This is a genomic window from Paracoccus sp. (in: a-proteobacteria), from assembly GCF_030538495.1.
Taxonomy (GTDB): Bacteria; Pseudomonadota; Alphaproteobacteria; order Rhodobacterales; family Rhodobacteraceae; genus Paracoccus.
In genome coordinates this window covers 54,299-71,053 of the sequence record NZ_JAUNTW010000004.1, presented here as the reverse complement: position 1 = coordinate 71,053, position 16,755 = coordinate 54,299, and the positions used below count along the sequence as shown (strand labels likewise).

At 63.1% G+C, this 16,755-nt stretch carries 20 protein-coding genes and 1 tRNA gene; 10 read left to right on the top strand and 11 right to left on the bottom strand.

The features are described 5' to 3' along the window. Window positions 1-9 precede the first annotated feature (9 nt). From Q4G20_RS04790 to Q4G20_RS04765, 6 genes are all read left to right on the top strand, one after another. On the top strand, window positions 10-870 hold the full coding sequence (locus tag Q4G20_RS04790) for an ATPase (protein ID WP_303342234.1): 861 nt from the start codon (window positions 10-12) through the stop codon (window positions 868-870). A 2-nt stretch (window positions 871-872) separates the two neighbouring features. Further along, window positions 873-1,808: a homoserine O-succinyltransferase gene (gene metA / locus Q4G20_RS04785; protein ID WP_303342233.1), complete on the top strand. Its 936-nt coding sequence runs from the start codon at window positions 873-875 to the stop codon at window positions 1,806-1,808. Further along, window positions 1,801-2,685, top strand: a complete 885-nt coding sequence (gene ppk2, locus Q4G20_RS04780) for a polyphosphate kinase 2 (RefSeq protein WP_303342231.1) — start codon at window positions 1,801-1,803, stop codon at window positions 2,683-2,685. Before metA ends, ppk2 begins: the two co-directional genes overlap by 8 nt. Then, window positions 2,682-3,524, top strand: a complete 843-nt coding sequence (locus tag Q4G20_RS04775; protein ID WP_303342229.1) for a YgcG family protein — start codon at window positions 2,682-2,684, stop codon at window positions 3,522-3,524. The genes ppk2 and Q4G20_RS04775 overlap by 4 nt, the downstream gene beginning before the upstream one ends. A gap of 52 nt (window positions 3,525-3,576) precedes the next feature. Further along, window positions 3,577-4,320, top strand: coding sequence for an SDR family NAD(P)-dependent oxidoreductase (locus tag Q4G20_RS04770; RefSeq protein WP_303342227.1), 744 nt, complete (start codon window positions 3,577-3,579; stop codon window positions 4,318-4,320). A gap of 105 nt (window positions 4,321-4,425) precedes the next feature. Continuing rightward, the gene (locus tag Q4G20_RS04765; protein WP_303342226.1) at window positions 4,426-5,463 is read left to right on the top strand and encodes an extracellular solute-binding protein; all 1,038 of its coding nucleotides are present in this window, start codon (window positions 4,426-4,428) and stop codon (window positions 5,461-5,463) included. A 606-nt stretch (window positions 5,464-6,069) separates the two neighbouring features. Here the strand turns inward: Q4G20_RS04765 and Q4G20_RS04760 are convergent. From Q4G20_RS04760 to Q4G20_RS04720, 9 genes are all read right to left on the bottom strand, one after another. Then, window positions 6,070-6,447 carry a hypothetical protein gene (locus Q4G20_RS04760; protein ID WP_303342225.1) on the bottom strand — a complete coding sequence of 126 codons (378 nt, stop codon included), beginning with the start codon at window positions 6,445-6,447 and terminating at the stop codon, window positions 6,070-6,072. Between the two features lie 64 nt (window positions 6,448-6,511). Further along, the gene (gene grxD / locus Q4G20_RS04755) at window positions 6,512-6,874 is read right to left on the bottom strand and encodes a Grx4 family monothiol glutaredoxin (protein ID WP_303342224.1); all 363 of its coding nucleotides are present in this window, start codon (window positions 6,872-6,874) and stop codon (window positions 6,512-6,514) included. A 28-nt stretch (window positions 6,875-6,902) separates the two neighbouring features. Continuing rightward, window positions 6,903-7,145, bottom strand: coding sequence for a BolA family transcriptional regulator (locus tag Q4G20_RS04750; RefSeq protein WP_303342223.1), 243 nt, complete (start codon window positions 7,143-7,145; stop codon window positions 6,903-6,905). Between the two features lie 112 nt (window positions 7,146-7,257). Then, entirely contained in the window at window positions 7,258-7,908 is a 651-nt protein-coding gene (locus Q4G20_RS04745) for a phage holin family protein (protein WP_303342222.1), read from the bottom strand. Between the two features lie 12 nt (window positions 7,909-7,920). After that, window positions 7,921-8,349, bottom strand: coding sequence for a YqjD family protein (locus tag Q4G20_RS04740; protein ID WP_303342221.1), 429 nt, complete (start codon window positions 8,347-8,349; stop codon window positions 7,921-7,923). A gap of 146 nt (window positions 8,350-8,495) precedes the next feature. Next, a tRNA-Thr gene (locus Q4G20_RS04735) sits at window positions 8,496-8,571 on the bottom strand. Between the two features lie 80 nt (window positions 8,572-8,651). Then, a complete protein-coding gene (locus Q4G20_RS04730) occupies window positions 8,652-10,250 on the bottom strand; it encodes a heme biosynthesis protein HemY (RefSeq protein WP_303342220.1) in 1,599 nt (532 codons plus the stop codon). Between the two features lie 12 nt (window positions 10,251-10,262). After that, window positions 10,263-11,837, bottom strand: coding sequence for a COG4223 family protein (locus Q4G20_RS04725; protein WP_303342219.1), 1,575 nt, complete (start codon window positions 11,835-11,837; stop codon window positions 10,263-10,265). Between the two features lie 96 nt (window positions 11,838-11,933). Next, the gene (locus Q4G20_RS04720) at window positions 11,934-12,599 is read right to left on the bottom strand and encodes a uroporphyrinogen-III synthase (RefSeq protein WP_303342218.1); all 666 of its coding nucleotides are present in this window, start codon (window positions 12,597-12,599) and stop codon (window positions 11,934-11,936) included. A gap of 65 nt (window positions 12,600-12,664) precedes the next feature. On the opposite strand from Q4G20_RS04720, the gene tsaD reads away from it, so the two are divergent. From tsaD to Q4G20_RS04700, 4 genes are read left to right on the top strand one after another with little or no spacing between them, the layout of a single operon-like run. Continuing rightward, window positions 12,665-13,732, top strand: coding sequence for a tRNA (adenosine(37)-N6)-threonylcarbamoyltransferase complex transferase subunit TsaD (gene tsaD / locus Q4G20_RS04715; RefSeq protein WP_303342217.1), 1,068 nt, complete (start codon window positions 12,665-12,667; stop codon window positions 13,730-13,732). Continuing rightward, the gene (locus Q4G20_RS04710) at window positions 13,729-14,664 is read left to right on the top strand and encodes an NAD(P)H-dependent glycerol-3-phosphate dehydrogenase (RefSeq protein ID WP_303342215.1); all 936 of its coding nucleotides are present in this window, start codon (window positions 13,729-13,731) and stop codon (window positions 14,662-14,664) included. The genes tsaD and Q4G20_RS04710 overlap by 4 nt, the downstream gene beginning before the upstream one ends. Continuing rightward, complete coding sequence (locus tag Q4G20_RS04705; RefSeq protein WP_303342214.1) at window positions 14,661-14,936, top strand: YciI family protein; 276 nt, start codon at window positions 14,661-14,663, stop codon at window positions 14,934-14,936. The genes Q4G20_RS04710 and Q4G20_RS04705 overlap by 4 nt, the downstream gene beginning before the upstream one ends. Beyond that, window positions 14,936-15,370: an EVE domain-containing protein gene (locus tag Q4G20_RS04700; protein WP_303342213.1), complete on the top strand. Its 435-nt coding sequence runs from the start codon at window positions 14,936-14,938 to the stop codon at window positions 15,368-15,370. The genes Q4G20_RS04705 and Q4G20_RS04700 overlap by 1 nt, the downstream gene beginning before the upstream one ends. Window positions 15,371-15,547: 177 nt before the next feature. Here Q4G20_RS04700 and Q4G20_RS13625 read toward each other — a convergent pair whose 3' ends face one another. Both Q4G20_RS13625 and Q4G20_RS04695 read right to left on the bottom strand, forming a co-directional pair. Beyond that, window positions 15,548-15,673, bottom strand: a complete 126-nt coding sequence (locus Q4G20_RS13625; protein WP_368660780.1) for a hypothetical protein — start codon at window positions 15,671-15,673, stop codon at window positions 15,548-15,550. 437 nt (window positions 15,674-16,110) lie between these two features. Next, on the bottom strand, window positions 16,111-16,647 hold the full coding sequence (locus Q4G20_RS04695; protein ID WP_303342212.1) for a hypothetical protein: 537 nt from the start codon (window positions 16,645-16,647) through the stop codon (window positions 16,111-16,113). Window positions 16,648-16,755 lie beyond the last annotated feature (108 nt).

Below are 16,755 nucleotides of genomic sequence, written 5' to 3'. Positions count from 1 at the left end.
GGAACCGGCATGATCTATCGCAGCGCAAAGGAATGGCGGGATGCGGCATCCAAACGGGTGGTGCTGTTTGGTATGTCGGGTTTGGGCAAAACCTATCTGTCCAACATCCTGCGCGACGGGGATTGGTTTCATTATTCCGTCGATTACCGCATCGGCACCCGCTATATGGGCGAATACATCGCGGATAACTTCAAACGCGAGGCGATGAAGGTTCCGTTCCTGCGCGAATTGCTGTTATCAGATTCGGTCTATATCGCCAGCAACATCACGTTCGACAATCTGGCGCCGCTGTCCACCTATCTGGGCAAACCCGGCAGCCCCAGCCGGGGCGGGCTGGAATGGGACGAATACCGGCTGCGTCAGGACCAGCACCGGGGGGCGGAAATTTCCGCCCTGCTGGATACCCGCCATTTCATGCGCCGCGCGCGCGATATTTACCAAATCCCGAACTTTGTCTGCGACAGCGGCGGCTCGATTTGCGAAGTCGTGGACCCGGAAAACCCCGATGATCCGGTTCTGGCGGCACTGGAACGCGATTTGCTGCTGGTCTGGATTCAGGGCAGCGATGACCACACTGCCGAATTGGTCCGCCGTTTTGATCGCGCGCCGAAACCGATGTATTACCAGCCCGATTTTCTGGAACGGTCCTGGATCGCCTATCGCGTCGAAAAGGGGCTGAAGGAAGACGAGGTGAACCCCGACGATTTCATCCGCTGGACCTATGCCCGCGCCTTGGCGCATCGTCAGCCGCGCTATGCCGCCATGGCGGAACGCGGCGTCACCATCACCGCGCACGAGGTGTCGCAGGTCCGCAGCCCTGCCGATTTCACCGACCTGATCGCCGCCGCCATCGACCGTAAGAAAGCCTGACCATGCCCATCACCCTGAACGAAAGCCTGCCCGCATACCGCATCCTGTCGGACGAAGGCGTGATGGTCATGTCCCCCGGTCGTGCCGCGCAACAGGATATTCGCCCGCTGCGCATCGGGTTGCTGAACCTGATGCCGAAAAAGATTCAGACCGAAAACCAATTTGCCCGCCTGATCGGAGCCACGCCGCTGCAAATTGATTTCCAACTGATCCGCATGTCCGATCACGAAAGCCGCAACACCGCCGCCGACCATATGGCCAGCTTTTACCGGCCGTTCCGCGATGTGCAGGCGTCGGGGGAAAAGTTCGACGGGCTGGTGATTACCGGCGCGCCGGTTGAACATCTGGATTTCGCCGATGTCACCTATTGGGACGAACTGGCGCGCGTCTTTGACTGGACGCAGACGCATGTTCATTCGACCTTTGGCGTGTGCTGGGGCGGCATGGCTATGGCGTGGTATTTCCACGGCCTGCCGAAATATCTGTTGGATCACAAGGCGTTCGGATGTTACCGGCACCAGAATTGCGCGCCTGCGTCGCCCTATCTTCGGGGGTTTTCGGATGATGTGCTGGTGCCGGTCAGCCGCTGGACCGAAAACCGTCAGGCCGATGTGGACGCCCGCCCGGCGCTGCAAACACTGCTGTCCAGCCCCGAAACCGGGCCATGCCTGCTGGCCGACCCGGATCATCGCGCGCTCTATGTGTTCAACCATTTTGAATATGACAGCACCACGTTAAAGGACGAATACGACCGCGACACGGCGGCAGGCAAACCCGCGCGGGTGCCTGCGAATTATTACCCCGATGACGACCCCACGCGCGCGCCCGCAAATCGCTGGCGCAGCCATGCGCATTTGCTCTACGGTAACTGGATCAACGAGATCTATCAGACGACATATTTCGATATGTCCCGCATTGGGAACCGCGACGATGCCTGACCATAACCCCGACCTGCCTCTGGTGGGCAAAATCACCGAATATCTGGAAAAGGGCGCGCCCAAGGACATCCGTCAGGCGATTCAGAACGGCAGCAAGCGTGACATTCTGGATGATGCGTTCCCCTATGACCGGGATATGGACCGCGACGATTACAACGCGCATCTGGACCGGCTGCAAACGCAGCTGGTGCGGATGCTGTATGGCGTGATCGCGGCGGGCAAGCGCGTGGTTGTGCTGTTCGAAGGCCGCGACGCCGCCGGCAAGGGCGGCACCATCGACCGGGTGCGCGCCAATCTGAATCCGCGTTCGGCCTATATCGTGGCGCTGCCCAAACCAACCGAACGCGAAGCAGGCCAGTGGTATTTTCAGCGTTACATCGACTGGCTGCCCGCCGCCGGTGAAATCGCGCTGTTCGACCGCAGTTGGTATAACCGTGGCGTGGTGGAGCGCGTGTTTGGGTTCAGCACCGATGCCCAGCGGAACGCCTTTTTCCGGCAATTGCCCAGCTTTGAACAAACGCTGGTCGATGACGGGGTGGTGCTGGTCAAATTGTGGATGGATGTGGGACGCGCCGAACAGTTGCGCCGGTTTCTGGATCGGGAAAACGACCCGCTGAAGCAATGGAAACTGTCGCCCATCGACGTGAACGGGCTGGCGAAATGGGACGACTATTCGGTCGCCATCCGCGACACGTTGAACCTGTCCCATTCCCCGATTGCGCCCTGGACGGTGATCCGGTCCGATGACAAACGCCGCGCGCGGATTGCGGCGATCCAGACCATCCTTCACGCCGTGGATTACGCGGGCAAAGATGTGGATGTCATCGGCGCGATTGACCCCAAAATCGCGGGCGGGCCGGACCTGTTGCGGGCATGATCCGCGCGGCGGTGATCTGGCTGATGCTGGCGCTGCCCGTGGCGGCGCAGGATTTGCCCGATTGGGTGCATACCAGCATCAACGACTTTGCCGCCGTGCTGACCAATGACGACACGCGGGTTCTGGATCAGGCGCTGATCGCGCTCTATCGCGACACCGGGGTTCAGGGAACGGTCGTCACCCTGCCCAGCCGCGCGGAATGGGGCGGCACGCTGGAACAGTTCGCGACGCGGCTGTTCAATCATTGGGGCGTGGGCGATGCGACCCGCAATGACGGGTTCATGGTGCTGGTCCTGCCGGATGACCGCGAAGCGCGCATCGAACTTGGCGCCGGATATTCGCGCAACGCCGATCTGGTGGCGGAACGGATTATGAATCGCACCATGCTGCCCGCCTTTCGCGACGGGAATATGTCGGGCGGCACCCGCGACGGCGCGTTGCAGGTGATCGACCTGATCGCGCGCCCGGTGGCGGCGGGGCATGGCGTCGAACCGCCTCGGCGCGGGATTGGCGACTGGGGGCCGATGGTGCTGTTCTGGGGCGTGTTCGCGTTCATCGCATCGACCATTGCGCGCGGCATCTGGCGCGATGTTCAACGCCGCCGCCAGCCCTGCCCCAACTGCCAAGGCCGCGGCCTGACCGAAGAAACCGCCCCCATCGAAAACGCCACCGACGCCGCAGGCCGCCCCCTGCGCGAAAGCGTGTGGCGCCGTTGCCCGACCTGCGGCTGGACCAGCCCCCGCACCGACCGCGACACGCGACCCCGTTCCGGCGGGGGACGCTCGGGCGGGTTCGGCGGGGGGCAATCCTCGGGCGGAGGGGCCTCGGGACGCTGGTAACGGGCGCGCGGTCATGCGACAAAGGGACCAGACCGACAAGGGAGGGGATTTCATGAAAATCGCAGACAGCCGCGCCATCATCACCGGGGGCGCATCCGGTTTGGGTCAGGCCACGGCGGACCATTTCCGCAAGGCGGGCGCTCGGGTCTTCATTCTGGACCGTGACCCCAAAGGCGCGGAATACGCCGCCAGCATCGGCGCGGGCTTTGCCGAAACCGACGTGACCGACCCCGCCAGCGTGCAGGCCGCGATTGACGCCGCCGTGGCCGAAATGGGCGGCATCGACGTATGCGTGAACTGCGCGGGCATCGTCATTGGCGAAAAAACCGTTGGCCGCGACGGCGCGCATAAACTGGACAGCTTTCGCAAAGTGATCGAGGTGAACCTGATCGGCACCTTTAACGTGCTGCGTCTGGCCGCCGAACAGATGGCCAAGAACGGTCGCGATCAGAACGGCGTCATCATCAACACCGCGTCGATTGCGGCCTTTGACGGTCAGGCGGGACAGGCTGCCTATGCCGCGTCCAAGGCGGCGATTGCGGGCATGACCCTGCCGATTGCGCGCGATCTGGTGCGCCCCGCGATCCGCATCTGTTCGATCGCGCCCGGCACATTCGGCACGCCCATGCTGCGCAGCCTGCCGCAAGAGGTTCAGGACAGTCTGGCCGCCGAGGTTAACTTTCCCAAACGTCTGGGCGACCCGGCGGAATTTGCCCATCTGGCGCAGTTCATTGTCGAAAACGACTATATGAACGGCGAAACGATCCGTTTGGATGGCGGGCTGCGGATGCGGTGACGCGCGCGTTACGTCGGGCGTTCACGGTCGCGCGAACGCCTTGCGCGGCCACAGATGCGGGGCTAGCCTGTCGGGAATGACACCAACAGGAAGGCCCCGTGTCCCATGCGTTTGCTGACCACCACCATTCTGACCGCGGCGGCGCTGCCCGCCTTTGCCGCCGACCCGGAACTGACGATTTTCGACTGGGCCGGGTTCGAGGTTCCTGAAATCTTTCAGGCCTATATCGACAAACACGGGCAAAGCCCCACCTTTGCCTTTTACGGCGACGATGACGAAGCGTTCCAAAAAGTCGCATCCGGTTTCCGCGCCGACATCGCCCATCCGTGCAGCCAGATGGTCAGCAAATACCGCGATGCCGACCTGATCGAACCCTGGGACACGTCGCGCATCCCGAATTTCGACCAGATCGAAGCGCGTTTCCTGGATTCCGACGTGTTCAAGGATGATCAGGGCGTCTGGTATATCCCGACCGATTGGGGCGCGACGGCGATTGCCTATAACACCGAAAACGTCCCGGCCGAAGATGTGGAAACGCTGCAAGTCTTTGTCAGCCCCAAATATCAGGGCCGCACATCCCTGCCCGACAGCGCCGATGATGTCTGGGCATTGGGCTATCTGGCGACCGGCACGACCGATTGGGACGACGTGACCGAAGAACAATTCCAAGCCGCCGCAGCATGGCTCCGCGAGGCGCATCAGAACGTCGCCGCCTATTGGTCGGACCCGTCCGAACAGGCGCAGCTGATGGCATCAGGCGCGGTCGATGTTGCGTGGTCGTGGAATGACGGCGTGGTGTATTTGAAAGAGGACGGCTATCCCGTCGGCTTCCAGCGTGCGCCGAAAGAAGGGTCATCGACGTTTTTCTGCGGTCTGATCAATCTGAAAAACGGGCCGGGCAGCGAAGACAAAGCCTATGATTTCGTCAACGCGTGGCTGGAACCGTCGGCGGGTCGCGCGCTGTTGGATGCGATCGGTTACGGCCACACCTCGGCCGCGGCCATGGCCACGATCGCCGATGATCCGGCGGTTGCCGAAGGTCTCGGCCCGGTGGATGCCCCGATTCTGGACCAGACCCCGAACGACCCGCAACAACGCCTGCGCCAGTTGGCCGAGTTCGAACGGATCAAAGCCGGGTTCTGATTAGCGAGGGCGGACCGGGGGAGAGGCCGGGGGCCAGCCCCCGGACCCCCGGGATATTTAGACACAGAAGATAGGGGCGGCGCCTTAGGTTGGGTGCCGCCCTTGCCGTTTCTTCTGTGCAAAAATACTCACGGCGTGACCGCGCCAAAGGGCGGGCAGTTGCGGGGGCAGAGCATCGGGGGCATCCCCGCGTTTACGAGAAACGGTTCGGCCGCGCGGCCCATCCCGCGTCCGCAAGGAGCAGCCAAGGTCTGCTGGTCAGGATGGTGGTTCCCGCGGAACAGCGCCGCGTCCTGCCCGTTCAGGGCCATCGCGACGGTTGCTCCCGCTTGCGTGGGAAACAATGATAGATAACGCGGGTTGGCCATGCTTCGCCCGGTTCATCCCCGCGTTCGCGGGGAACAACACTCTACCGATTAACGGAATCGATATGGAGTCGGTCCATCCCCGCTTTCGCGGGGAATAGGGCGCGGCAATGTAAGAATGGGATTCAGTCTGCGGTTCATCCCGCGCTTACAGGGAACAGGACGCCGACACGCCCGCGACAAAACGGCTGGTCGGTTCATCCCCACCTTCGCGGGAACAACCCCCTCGCCGCGCGACCTCTTATCCACGCCCTTGCAGTTGCTGGACCAGATCGGCCAGATCGTCCCAGCTGAATGGCGCGGCCAAGGGCAGCCATCCGCGGCCCAGAATATCGGCCACCGGGTCATCGCCCAGACGCACGACCAGTTGCGAATTGATTTGCTGCACCAGAAGATCCAGCCCGCTGGCCATGATTTCTGCAATGGATTTCTTTGTGATCACAACAGGCAAGCCAAGGCCCGCATCGCGCGCCAAATCCGGCAGCGCCGTTAATTCGTCCACGCTGCTGACATGGCACACATCCGCGCCCACACAGGCCGCCCGCAGCCCGTCGCACATATCCTGCGCGACAAAGGGATCACGATCGATCACGAAAAAGCGGAACACGACATGTTGCATAGCATCAGCTTGCACCAAACGTCGTGTCCCGCAAGGCAATAAAGATCAATTAACAGGACGCGGATCAGGCGTTTGCTTCGCGGATCCGGTCGGCAGCCTCGGTGTCATAGGTCACGCCTTTTTGCGCGAACAGCTGATCCAGTTCGCCCGACAGCACCATTTCGGTGACGATATCGCAGCCGCCGACAAATTCGCCTTTGACATAGAGTTGCGGAATGGTCGGCCAGTCGGAAAAATCTTTGATACCCTGACGAATATCGGCGTCCGCCAGCACATTCACATCCTGATAATCGACGCCCATATAATTCAGGACGCCCGCAACCCGGCTGGAAAACCCGCATTGCGGCATGTCTTTGGTGCCTTTCATGAACAGGACAACATCGCGGTTGTCGATCATGTCGCGGATGCGGGCAGTGGTATCGGTCATTCGTTCATTCCTTTTGCGGCGGACCGGGTTATTCCGGCGCCTTGGTCGTCAGCGCCAAAGCGTGCAATTCGCCCGCCGGGCCGTCCATTTTCCCTTGCAGCGCGGCATAGACGGCGCGCTGTTGCTGCACCCGGTTTTTGCCGCGGAAACTTTCGTCGATCACCTCGGCGGCGTAGTGGTTTCCGTCGCCAGCCAGATCGGTAATGGTGATCTGCGCGTCGGGGAACGATGCCCGGATCAGCGCCTCGATGTCGTGGGCTTCCATCGCCATGGTGATGTCCTTTTCTGTTGCCATCAGATTTAGGGGATGCACAGGCCGCCTGCAAGACCGCATCAAAAAAGGGCGGCACCTGCGCGCCGCCCCCTTTCTTCAAGCCATCGGATCAGACGTAATAATCGTCGTCATCACGGCGGCGCGATTCCGCAACCTTGGCGGCCAGCGTCACACCCACCGCAAAGGCACCCAGCACCTTGGCCATGCTGCCCGCATTGGTGTTGGCCGCGCGCTTGGCGGTCGCAACGCCGTGTTCGGCCTTGCGTCGCGCGGTTTGCAGGTTCTGCGTCGTCAACCCGACCGAGGCCGCCGTATCGCGCACCGTCCCCATGACGCGGCGTTCCGCGTTATAGGCAAATGCGTTCGCACGTTCCCCGGCCTCATCCATCAGGCTGTGAACCTTGCGTTCGGCCATATCGACGGCGCGGGCCATTTCAACCCGGGCGCGGTCGGTGGCAGCATCAGCGGCCAGCGTCACGCGGGCTTCGACTTCGCGTTTCAGCTCGTCCGTGGTGGGCATCTGATGCTGGGTTTTGTTGCCCAGCACGAACACCACCCCGGCAATTGCGGCCAGAACCACGCCGATAATCAGCGATGCCAGCGTCGGTCCCAATTCCATGGTCAGGTTCAGGAACCACCACAGCGCCGACATCAGGTAACACACCGCGATCAGGCCGACGACGCCGGCCCCGATTTTCAGGGCCGAACGACGCGCCGTGTCCGACAGCGCAAGTTTCAGACGATGCGCATAATCGAACATTACGGCCCCTCCTTAGCGACGGGCCAGCAGCAGACCGACCAGGAAGCCGACGCCAGCAGCAATACCCAGGGCCTGAGCCGGATTGCGGCGAACCATGGCCGACACTTCGTCATATTGCTCTTCGGCATAGTTGGCGACTTCGCGGGCTTTTTCGTGGCCAGCTTCATACAGACGCTCGGCTTCGTAACGGGCGCGGTCGGCATATTCTTCGCCCTTTTCGCGGGCCAGTTCGGCGTATTCGCGACCAGCGGCTTTGGCGTCATCCACCAGTTCCGCGCCGCGTTCTTTCAGGCGCTCCACGCCGCTGTTGTCGGCAACGTCACGGGCCACGTCTTTGGCTTTGTTGGCCAGCTCTTTTGCGCCGGATTTGATGTCTTTTTCCGCTTCTTTGGCAGCAGCCTGAGCGTCACGTTTTGCCTGTTCAACATTTGCGTTCGACATGATGTTTCCCTTTCGGTTGGGCGTTAATCTGTTTTCGGATCACTAACATCTGACGCGCAACATCGTTCCGTCAAAAACAAAAAAAGCGCGCTTTGTCAGCGCGCAACGGTTTTTTCTGGACGTGGAAATCACCTGAGCGGATCAGGTGGTGCCGGTGAAGGGACTCGAACCCCCGACCCCATCATTACGAATGACGTGCTCTACCAGCTGAGCTACACCGGCATCAGACTGTGCGGGCGCAGATAGCACCTTCGCCCGCTAAGGGAAAGGGGGGCGCGGCATTTTTTTGCCGCGCCCGCCGGTCATTTTTCTGGCGCGGCTTCGGGGGCCGGTGCGGGTTCAGGCGCAGGTTCCACGGCGGCGGCGGGTTCCGTAACCGTCGATGACGGGGCCAGATCGACCTGAACATAGTCATCCTCGGTCGGGACCATGCCGGGGGCGACGCGGGCGATTTCCACCTTTTGCGTGGGTTCCGCAGGGGCCGCCGGGGCGGCCTCGGGCGCAGGTTCCGGTTCCGCCGGTTTCGGCGCACCCACCAGCAACGGCAGCATTTCCGCGCCGGTCGTGGGGGCCGGGCCTTTTTCATCCGGTTCGCGCCAGGTCAGCGTGTCGAAACCGTTGCAGCTGTCGCAAACCGGCGACCAGTTATGCATCACATTATGGCATTTGTCGCAGACCCATTGCGAGCCGCGCGATGCGGTCAAGGCGCGCGCCAGCCAGCCGCGCACCACGCTGTCATCGGCCCCTTCGCCGCGTTCAACCGCCGCCATGATCGACAGGGTGCGCACGGTCGGATGCGCCGTGGCCAGATCGCCAAGCGCGCGGCGCGCCCCCGGAAAATCCTCGGCCGCCAGCAGCAATTCGGCCCGCAACAGGCGCGATTCTTCGTGGTCGGGATTTTTGCGAATCAGCGCGTCGAACCGTTTCAGACGCGCGCCCGGCGTTTCGTCCGGCACGATTTCGGCATAGGCCCCGGCCACATCCGGGTGCGGGCGCACCGACCAGGTTTTTTCCAGAATACGCGAGGCGTTGCGGTAATCCTTTTGCGCGATGTAACTGCGCGCGGCCAGAACCGCCGCCGGGATCAGGTCGGGCGATGCCTTGGCGGCGGAAATCGCCGCTTCGCGCGCGCTGATAGAGTTGCCGGCCGCCAGAACGTCGCTGGCCTCTTGCAGGGCCAGAACGGCTTCGCGGCGCAGGGCGACGTCTTTGGGCAACTGACCCTGATCGCGCTTATCTTTCAGGGTTTTACGCGCACCCTTCCAGTCATGTTCCCGCGTTTGCAGGTCCAGCAAAGTGTCCTGAACCTCAAGATGGCGGGGCTTCAGGGCATAGGCTTTTTGCGCCAGCAGCAGGGCTTTGTGGGTGTCACCTTCGACCAGTTTTTGACGCATCAGCCCGCGGATGCCGACGAACCGGGTGCGGTCATCGTCCAGCAAGGTGCGATAGGCGCTGATCGCGCGGGTGGTGTCGCCCGACACTTCGGCAGCCTGAGCGGCCAGCAGATTGGTCAGATGCGGCTGGTTCAGATATTTCTGCGCCTTGGCGGCCTTTTGTTCGGCCAGCTTACCTTCGCCCGACGCGACGGCCAGCATCCCTTCGCCCAGCGCAGCATAGCCTTTGCGTTCGCGCGAGCGGGCGAAATAACGGTTAATCGCCGTTTCATCCCCGGCGATAAAGCGCAGGAACGCGATGAACAGGCCGATGATTTTGAACACCAGCCACGCCGCGACCATCAGGATCAGCAGCGCGATCACCGCCTTGACCGGAGTCAGGACGTATTCGGTGCCGGCATATTCAATGCGCAGCATCTGACCGGTTTCCGACAGATGAACCGCGCCCAGCGCAAGCGCCAGCACCACCGCAAAAAAGAACAGGATTTTCAACAAGGAAAGCAGCATCTGCGGTGCCCCTTAGTTCTGGGATGACAGGTCGGCCAATGCCGCCTGTGCGTCATGATGGATCTGCGCGCGGGTCAGCCAGTCGGCCATGGCGGGCGCGGCGCGGGCGCTGTCGGGCAGCGCGGCCAGCTCGGTCAGTGCTGCCGCGATATCGCCCGCCTGCACCTGCACATTGGCGCGCGACAGGATGGCGTCGGGGTCGGTGCCTTCGCGGGCGGTGACGGATCGCGCGCCGGTCTGCGCGCGCAGGAAATTCGTCACCAGATTGCCGCCGCCCGCGCTGTCCTGACGCAAGCTGGCGCGCAGGGCGACGCGCGCCGCCTCAGCGTAATCGGCCTGCAATTCGGCCAGACTGGGAACGGCGACCCGCAACGCATCGGGCGCGTCCAGCCCCGCCGCGTTCAGCGTGTCGCGCGCATGGTCGGGCGTGACGCCGTGATCCAGTGCGGCCTGCAACGACGCCACGGCGGCAATCGCCTGCGCGCGTCGCGTGGTTTCGGCGGCGGCATCTTGCAGCGCCTGCGCCTCGGCCTGCGCTTCGGCCAGACGCTGTTCCGCCTTTTCGGCGGCGTTTTCGATTTGCTGCTGCATCAGAATCGCGGCTTCGGGGTCAAAGCTGGGGCGGTCCTTCAGCGTGGCGATCTGAGCGCGCTGTTCGTCCAGAACGGCCTGTTGTTCGTCCAGCTTTTGGGCCTGTTCGTCCAGTTTTTGTTGCAGCGCGGCGAGATCATCCAACCGCGCCTGCTGATCATCAACCGTCTGTTGCAGCGCCGCCACGTCATCCGTGGTCGCCACATCGTCATCGGCGGTCGCGGGCGGCGTGGGCGCATCCTCAAGCGCGGCAACGCGTTCCGCGACCGCATCCAGATCAGCGCGCAGGCTGTCATCACCGGCGGGCGCATCGCTGTTTTCCAAAGCGGCCACACGTTCGGTCACCGCGTCCAGTTCCGAACGCAGGCTGTCATCCACGACGGCAGCGGGGCGGTTGTCCAATTCCTGCGCAACGACGCGGCGGGCCACCTGTTCGGCGGCGTCGTGGTCAAACCCGGTCGCGGCGCGATCCTGCGGCGCCAGATACAGCGCGGCCCCGGCCCCCAGACCTGCGGCCACCACGCCCCCCAGAACGACCGGCCAGAACCCGGTTTTCTGCACCACCGGCGCGGGGGCCGTGGTCTGCGTCTGTGCGGGCTTAGGTTCGGGTTCGGCTTTGGCTGCGGGCGCGGGTTCCGCCGCCGGTGCCGCATCCTTCGCAGGCTTCGGCTGCGCCGCAGGCCGGCCGTTCGTGCCGTCGCCGACCAAAGTCGATTCGGCGTACTTCATATCCCCGCCCGATTGCGCCGCAGCTTTGCCGTCGCCCGCGCCGATGTCGGTTTTTGCGATGATTCCCGGCGCAGCCGCCGGTTTGCGGGCCGCCCCCGACGGCGCGTCATCTTCGCGGTCAGTCACCGTCATCACCGATTCGGGCATCGGAGTTTCCAGAACAGGCGCCGGATTTTTCGGCAGAGCCGCATCGCCCCCCGAATCCCCAAGGGTGTCTTTGATGGCTTTGTTCTGGCCTTCGGCCTTGGATTTATTTGGCTTTTTCACGTCTGGTCCCCGTATCGGTGCCACATTCCTGTGCCCACGGCAAAATCTGTCAGGCGCAGCCTAATCAGCGTTGCGCGTTGGCTCAACCCGTTGTGATCAGCTTTGTTCCGGTTGCAGGCTCTGCAACACGCCGTCGCGCATGGCATCGACGGTCGGAACCGCTGCCACAATCCGTCGCGCAACGGTCACGTCACAGGCCCGATCCGCCGCCGCGCTGATCGCCACCAGCCAGATCGGAGCGCGCGCATCGCGCAGCGCATCCGCCACCAACCGCGCGGAACGCGGCGAAAACACCGGCACCACCACCGGCGCATTGCCCGCCAAAACGCCCCGCGCCTGCGGTGTCAGGGCCTGCGCCTGCTGATCGTAAACCACCACCCCCGGCACGCCCAGATCCTTGGCCAAATGCCGCCCATGCGGATGGATCAGCGCGCATCCCGCAGCATCAATCAACGGCGGCAGGCTGTCGGCAAAGCCGTTGCCCACCTGCACCCGAAACCCCGCCGCCTGCGCGATATCCGCCGTCCGCGCGCCCACGCAAATCGCCAGACGCCCACGTCCCGGCCCAGCTGATGCAACCGCATGGGCGGACGTAAACACCAGCCCCGCCGCCCGGTGCAACGCATCTGCATCATGCGCAACCGGCACGATTCGCAGCACCGGCGCAATCACCGCGCGCCATTCCGGCAGCATCGCCGCGAATCGCTGCGAATCAGGCTCGGGCCGTGTCAGCAACAAAACGGGTCGCTGCGATGCTGGCATTGGCATATCCCCCCGCCGGTGTTACCCCCTGATGGGTAAGCGCCAGTCCGGCGCAGGGCAAGACCATGAGCGACCTGATCTTTCTGGGCATCGAGAGCAGCTGCGACGACACCGCCGCCGCCATCGTCACGGGCGACCGGCACATTCTGGCGTCCATCGTCAGCAGCCAAACCGACCTGCATGCCGATTTTGGCGGCGTCGTGCCGGAAATCGCGGCGCGCGCCCATGCCGAACGGTTGGATCTGGTGGTTGAGCAGGCGCTGACCGCCTCTGGGCTGGGCCTGCGCGATCTGTCGGGCGTGGCCGTGACCGCCGGGCCGGGGCTGATCGGTGGCGTCATGGCGGGCGTGATGTGCGCCAAAGGGATCGCTGCGGGCGCGGGCCTGCCGCTGGTCGGCGTGAACCATCTGGCCGGTCACGCCCTGACTCCGCGCCTGACCGATGGCGTCGATTTCCCCTATCTGATGCTGCTGGTGTCGGGTGGGCATTGCCAGTTTTTGCGCGTGGACGGCGCGGATGATTTCACCCGACTGGGTGGCACCATCGACGACGCGCCGGGCGAAGCTTTTGATAAGGTGGCAAAATTGCTGGCCCTGCCACAACCCGGCGGGCCTGCGGTCGAACAACAGGCGGCGGGTGGCGATGCGGGGCGGTTCGCCCTGCCCCGCCCCCTGTTGGACCGTCCCGGTTGCGATATGTCGTTTTCAGGACTGAAAACCGCCGTTTTGCGTCTGCGCGACCGGCTGATCGCCGACCACGGCGGCTTGCGCGAACAGGACCGCCGCGATCTCTGCGCCGCGTTTCAAACCGCCGTCGCGCAGGTGCTGGCCGAAAAATCCCGCCGCGCCTTGGCGGCAAGCCCCGTGCCGGTGCTGGCCGTGGCTGGCGGAGTCGCCGCAAACAGTGAAATCCGCACGGCATTGGAACAGGTCGCGACCGACGCGGGCGCGCAGTTTCTGGCCCCGCCGCTGCGGCTTTGCACCGATAACGGCGCGATGATCGCATGGGCCGGGATCGAACGGTTCCGTGCCGGTCATCGCGACGGGCTGGACCTGACCGCACGGCCTCGCTGGCCGCTGGACCAACGCGCGGCTCCGATGCTGGGCAGCGGCAAAAAGGGGGCCAAGGCATGATTGCGGTTCTGGGTGCGGGGGCGTTCGGCACGGCTTTGGCAATTGCCTTGGCGGCGCGGGGACCGGTCACGCTGTGGGGGCGACGCGTGGATTGGGCGCGCGAAAACCCGCGCCTGCCGGGGATCGCCATGCCCGACGCGCTGCGCGTGACCGATGATCTGGACGCCGCGCGCGCCGATACGGTGCTGCTGGCGCTGCCGGCGCAGGCTCTGCGGGGGTTCTTGGCCGAACATGGCGCGCGGCTGGAGGGCGCACGGCTGGTCAGCACGGCCAAAGGGATCGACCTGACCACGCTGACCGGGCCGTCGGCGCTGATCGCGGATGCCTGCCCCGGCGCGACGGTGGCGGTGCTGACCGGGCCGTCATTCGCTGCCGACATCGCGCGCGGGCTGCCCACCGCGCTGACGCTGGCCTGCGCCGACCCTCAGGCGGGGCGCGATTTGCAGCATGACCTGTCGACGCCGGTGCTGCGCCTCTATCGCACGACCGACACCGTGGGCGCAGAACTGGGCGGAGCGTTGAAAAACGTCATCGCCATTGCCGCCGGGGCCGTCATCGGCGCGGGTCTGGGCGACAGCGCGCGGGCCGCGCTGATCACGCGCGGATTTGCGGAAATGGCGCGGCTGGCCACGCATCTGGGCGCGCGGGCTGAAACGCTGACCGGGCTGTCGGGCTTTGGCGATCTGACGCTGACCTGCACGTCAGACGCATCGCGCAATTTCCGCTATGGCCGGGCATTGGGCGCGGGGCAGGATTTCGACGCCGCCACCACGGTCGAGGGGGCCGCAACCGCCCGCGCCGTCGCCCGCATGGCCGCCGCGAACGGGCTGGACCTGCCCATCGCCACCATGGTCGCCCATCTTGCCGATGGCGCGATTTCGGTGGAAAACGCCATGGACCATCTGCTGAACCGACCACTAAAGGAAGAATGATGCCTCTGTTCGCCCTGATCTGCCGTGACAATCCCGGCGCGCTGCAAACCCGTTTGGACACCCGCGACCGCCATCTGGCCTATATCGCCGAAACCGGCATCGTGCAGATGGCCGGGCCTCTGCTGGAAAACGGCGCGATGTGCGGGTCGCTGATCGTGGTCGAGGCCGACGATCTGGCCACCGCGCAGGACTGGGCGGCGCATGATCCCTATGCCGCGGCGGGGCTGTTTGCGGATGTGCAGGTGATCGAATGGAAAAAGGTCATCGGGTAATGCAATACTGGCTGTTCAAATCCGAACCCAATGTGTTCGGCTGGGATGATCTGGTCGCGCGCGGCGATGCGGGCGAGGAATGGGACGGCGTTCGCAATTATCAGGCCCGCAACAATATGCGCGCCATGCAGATTGGCGATCTGGGCCTGTTTTACCATTCCAACATCGGCAAAGAGGCCGTCGGCATCTGCGAAGTCATCGCCCTGGCCCATCCCGACAGCAAGGCCGATGATCCGAAATGGGAATGTGTGGACGTGCGCGCGGTCCGCCCCCTGCCCCATCCGGTGACGTTGGAACAGGCCAAATCCGAACCCCGCCTGTCCGGTATGGCGCTGACATCCAACAGCCGTTTGTCGGTTCAGCCCGTCACCCCCGACGAATGGGCGGTGATGATGGAACTGGCTGGCGTCACGGACGGGCCGCATCCCGGCTGATATTTCTGGCGACCCCGGCCATAAACCGGGGCCACCTGTCCACGCAGGCAACACCACACCACGGCGCCTTTGCGGATGACCCGGCCTTCTGACCGTCTTAGGGTGGGTCATACCGCCCCGGCGCGGGTCACGCAAACACCGAATATGGTGCATTTTAGACAAATGCGACGGAACGCCCTACCAACCGCAGCTGTCGCGCAGGGGCTTGATCGCCTCCTCTAATCCAGTGATATTGAATTTCGCGGTGACCGGGCTTTCGTTAAACGGCGTAAAACGCACGATCATTTCGTCTTTGCCGAATATGCGTTTCAGGAGCGAAGGGGAATATAGTCTGAGATTTGGTTATTAAACCAAACTTCAAATCCACCGGGCGCAAAATTCGTATTCATTTAGCGCCCCACAGCAAGCCTATAGTTGCGGCAGCCCACACGACGCACAGTAACGACTTCACGATGTATAGAGCTGTTGTGTCGTCAGTCTCGGTCCTGGCGGTAGAATATCTAAAATAATACGAAATTATCCCTCTAGATGACTGATAGCGTTTTCGCCATCTTTGATAATTCAGGAAAATAACCGCACCAAAGGGGGCGAGGGCAACCAAAATAACGAGAGCATTTCGGAGCATGAATAACTCACCCTACAGTTTGTTGTCTCGAAAGGCTTTGGTGCCTTCAGGAACTGCGCCCGCTACGATATTTCATGCGCGATTAGGTATCAGCCAAAAGCGTCGTAAAACAACCTTAGAAGAACTCGAATCGACCGGCGTCGAGAAGGGCTCTATCTCGAGCGGCTGCAACATCGTTTTCCTTGGCCGATGCGAATCCCGCGCGGGGGCGAGACACGGGCGCAAACACACCGGGCAGATTCGGGCTGGCACTCATCCCGCTGACAAAGGCCACGTTCTTATCCAGACGCATATCGACATTCCCGCAACCCTGAATGTCCAAGGCAAAACAGGATGTTACCATAAAAATCGCCGTCGCATTTTCATCACAACGGGCGTAGAGTTTCGCCCGCGCCTTTTCATAGCGGTTGCATTGATACGATTCCGCCGCATCCACGCCCAGATAAACGCTGATGCTGTCGTCAAAATCGGACGTTTTGACCTGCACCGCCCACGCACCCTTGGCAGGAACGACCGCAACCCGAGGCGTTCGGCCCGATTCCGCATCATGGCAGGCCAGCCGGTCCAGATCATTTTCGACCGTGGCACATTCCTGCGCCACGGCCATCAGCGGCGCGCAAATCAGCGCCAGCACCCACAGAATCATCCGCATGGCAGTCCCCTTTCCCCGCCACCCGACCACAAAAACCTTTCCACTTAATTAAAATCCCACGTTTTTATCCGCGTCAGACGCAGGAATGTCCTTCATTTTGGACGCATC

Bases quoted from the DNA above. Each gene is read 5' to 3' on its own strand.
- Q4G20_RS04705 (WP_303342214.1), top strand. From the start codon at position 14,661: ATGATGCCTCTGTTCGCCCTGATCTGCCGTGACAATCCCGGCGCGCTG.
- Q4G20_RS04740 (WP_303342221.1), bottom strand. From the start codon at position 8,349: ATGTCGAACGCAAATGTTGAACAGGCAAAACGTGACGCTCAGGCTGCT.
- Q4G20_RS04745 (WP_303342222.1), bottom strand. From the start codon at position 7,908: ATGTTCGATTATGCGCATCGTCTGAAACTTGCGCTGTCGGACACGGCG.
- Q4G20_RS04775 (WP_303342229.1), top strand. From the start codon at position 2,682: ATGATCCGCGCGGCGGTGATCTGGCTGATGCTGGCGCTGCCCGTGGCG.
- Q4G20_RS04790 (WP_303342234.1), top strand. From the start codon at position 10: ATGATCTATCGCAGCGCAAAGGAATGGCGGGATGCGGCATCCAAACGG.
- tsaD (WP_303342217.1), top strand. From the start codon at position 12,665: ATGAGCGACCTGATCTTTCTGGGCATCGAGAGCAGCTGCGACGACACC.
- Q4G20_RS04710 (WP_303342215.1), top strand. From the start codon at position 13,729: ATGATTGCGGTTCTGGGTGCGGGGGCGTTCGGCACGGCTTTGGCAATT.
- Q4G20_RS04760 (WP_303342225.1), bottom strand. From the start codon at position 6,447: ATGCAACATGTCGTGTTCCGCTTTTTCGTGATCGATCGTGATCCCTTT.
- Q4G20_RS04750 (WP_303342223.1), bottom strand. From the start codon at position 7,145: ATGGCGATGGAAGCCCACGACATCGAGGCGCTGATCCGGGCATCGTTC.
- ppk2 (WP_303342231.1), top strand. From the start codon at position 1,801: ATGCCTGACCATAACCCCGACCTGCCTCTGGTGGGCAAAATCACCGAA.
- Q4G20_RS04700 (WP_303342213.1), top strand. From the start codon at position 14,936: ATGCAATACTGGCTGTTCAAATCCGAACCCAATGTGTTCGGCTGGGAT.
- Q4G20_RS04730 (WP_303342220.1), bottom strand. From the start codon at position 10,250: ATGCTGCTTTCCTTGTTGAAAATCCTGTTCTTTTTTGCGGTGGTGCTG.
- grxD (WP_303342224.1), bottom strand. From the start codon at position 6,874: ATGACCGATACCACTGCCCGCATCCGCGACATGATCGACAACCGCGAT.
- Q4G20_RS04720 (WP_303342218.1), bottom strand. From the start codon at position 12,599: ATGCCAGCATCGCAGCGACCCGTTTTGTTGCTGACACGGCCCGAGCCT.
- Q4G20_RS04770 (WP_303342227.1), top strand. From the start codon at position 3,577: ATGAAAATCGCAGACAGCCGCGCCATCATCACCGGGGGCGCATCCGGT.
- metA (WP_303342233.1), top strand. From the start codon at position 873: ATGCCCATCACCCTGAACGAAAGCCTGCCCGCATACCGCATCCTGTCG.
- Q4G20_RS04695 (WP_303342212.1), bottom strand. From the start codon at position 16,647: ATGCGGATGATTCTGTGGGTGCTGGCGCTGATTTGCGCGCCGCTGATG.
- Q4G20_RS04765 (WP_303342226.1), top strand. From the start codon at position 4,426: ATGCGTTTGCTGACCACCACCATTCTGACCGCGGCGGCGCTGCCCGCC.